Below are 2,034 nucleotides of genomic sequence, written 5' to 3' on the forward strand. Positions count from 1 at the left end.
CTCCTACAGGAAAATGCATTCCCCTGTAGGAGTGAGCCTGCTCGCGATGAAGTCGACTCAGTCTTACTCTGGATCGCGGTTCCAGTACTTGAACAACGGCTCCGCCAGAAACAGCACGAACAACAGGCGCATCACCTGCATCGCCGTCACCAGCGGCACCGAAAGTTGCAGGGTCTCTGCCGTCAGGCTCATCTCGGCAATGCCGCCGGGCATCATGCCCAGCGTCAGCGAGCGCAGGTCCAGATGGGTCAGCGCGCTCAAGCCCAATGCCGCCACCGTGGCGATCAGCATGGTCAACGCCGTGCCAATCAAGGTGCGGCCCATGAACGATGGCGCACGCCGGAAAAACTGCCGGTTGAAGTGACAGCCCAGACCGCTGCCGATCAACCATTGGCCGATCTGGCTACCGCCGTTGGGCAAACCGATGTGCAGGTCCCAGCCGATGCTGACTGCCGCACTGACCAGCAATGGCCCGAACAGCCAGGGGTTGGGTTGACGCAGGCGTTCCCAGATCCAGGCGGCCAACGCGCCAACGGGAAACAACACCGCCAGCCAGCGCCAATCGATGCTGCCAACATGGGAAATCGGCGCTCCGTCGCCCAACAAATACTTGAAGGCTGCCGGTACGCACAGCACGACCACCAACACCCGCAAACTCTGCCCCGCCGCCACACGGCTGAGCACCGCGCCGTTGCGGGCGCCGAGGTTGACCATCTCCCCGGAACCACCGGGCATGCTGGAAAAGAAAGCCGTGGCGCGATCTTCACCGGTGCGGCGCATCAGCCACACGCCGACCACGGCAGACAGGCTGGTGACCAACGCACCGAAGAAGATCAGACCGAAATGACTCAGCACCTGCTCCATCACCGGCGGGGTGAAGTGCAGGCCGATACCGATGCCGACGATCCACTGGCCSCACTTGCGCCCGCCAGGGATTTCGGCCAATTGCCAGGGTGTCAGGCAGCGCACCAGGATGATCGCCAGCAACGAGCCGACCATCCACGGCAAAGGCCAGCCGACCTGGCTGGCGAGGTAGCCGCCAAGCAGGCCGACCAGCGGGGTTCCCCACCAGTTTCTGAAGGGTGACCGATCAGACATCGGCGATAGCGCGCTGCGTGGCCGAACGTTTGCGCCAGATGCGGATGATCGGCATCAACAGCATGATCGCCGTCAGTACCCAGACACCGAAGGTGATCGGGCTCGACCAGAGGATTTCCAGCGCGCCGTTGGAAATCGACAGGGCGCGACGCAGGTTTTGCTCCATCAGGCCGCCGAGGATGAAGCCCAGCAGCAGCGGCGACAACGGGAAGTCCAGCTTGCGCAGGATGTAGCCGAAGATGCCGATACCGATCATCAGGAACAGGTCGAACGTGGTGGCGTGCACCGCGTAGACGCYGATCCCGGTGATGATGGCGATCACCGGCACCAGTGCCCAGTTCGGCACGGCAAGGATGCGGGTGAACACGCGGATCATCGGGATGTTGAGGATCACCAGCATCACGTTGGCGATGAACAACGAAGCGATCAGGCCCCAGACGATGTCGGGTTGTTCCTGGAACAGCAACGGGCCCGGGGTGATGTTGTACAGCGACAGGGCGCCGATCATCACCGCCGTGGTGCCGGAGCCTGGAACACCGAGGGTCAGCATMGGCACCAACGCACCACAGGCTGCGCCACCGATGGCGGTTTCCGGGGCGGCGAGGCCGCGCTTGTCACCTTGGCCAAATTTGCCGCCAGCACCGGCGATGCGTTTCTCGGTCATGTACGCCACGGCACTGGCCAGGGTCGCGCCGGCACCCGGCAATACGCCCATGATGAAACCCAGTACGCCGCAACGGATGTTCACCGTGAACACCGACGCCGCTTCCTTGAAGTTGAACATCATGCGGCCCGTGGCTTTCACCGCTTCCTGGCCGTGATGGGTTTTTTCCAGCAGCAGAAGGATTTCGCTGATGGAGAACAGACCGAGCACCAGCACGACGAACTGGATGCCGTCAGTCAGGTGGATGTGGGCCCCGGTGAAGCGATACACAC

At 62.7% G+C, this 2,034-nt stretch carries 2 protein-coding genes; both read right to left on the bottom strand.

The window, feature by feature from the left end:
- Window positions 1–63: 63 nt before the first annotated feature.
- Entirely contained in the window at window positions 64–1,098 is a 1,035-nt protein-coding gene (locus tag ACXRVY_RS26105) for an AbrB family transcriptional regulator (RefSeq protein WP_458238632.1), read from the bottom strand.
- A partial coding sequence (locus tag ACXRVY_RS26110) for a tripartite tricarboxylate transporter permease (protein ID WP_458238633.1) occupies window positions 1,091–2,034 on the bottom strand: 944 nt, incomplete at its 5' end. The genes ACXRVY_RS26110 and ACXRVY_RS26105, both read right to left, overlap by 8 nt.

This window comes from Pseudomonas sp. P5_A2_2, from assembly GCF_054177685.1.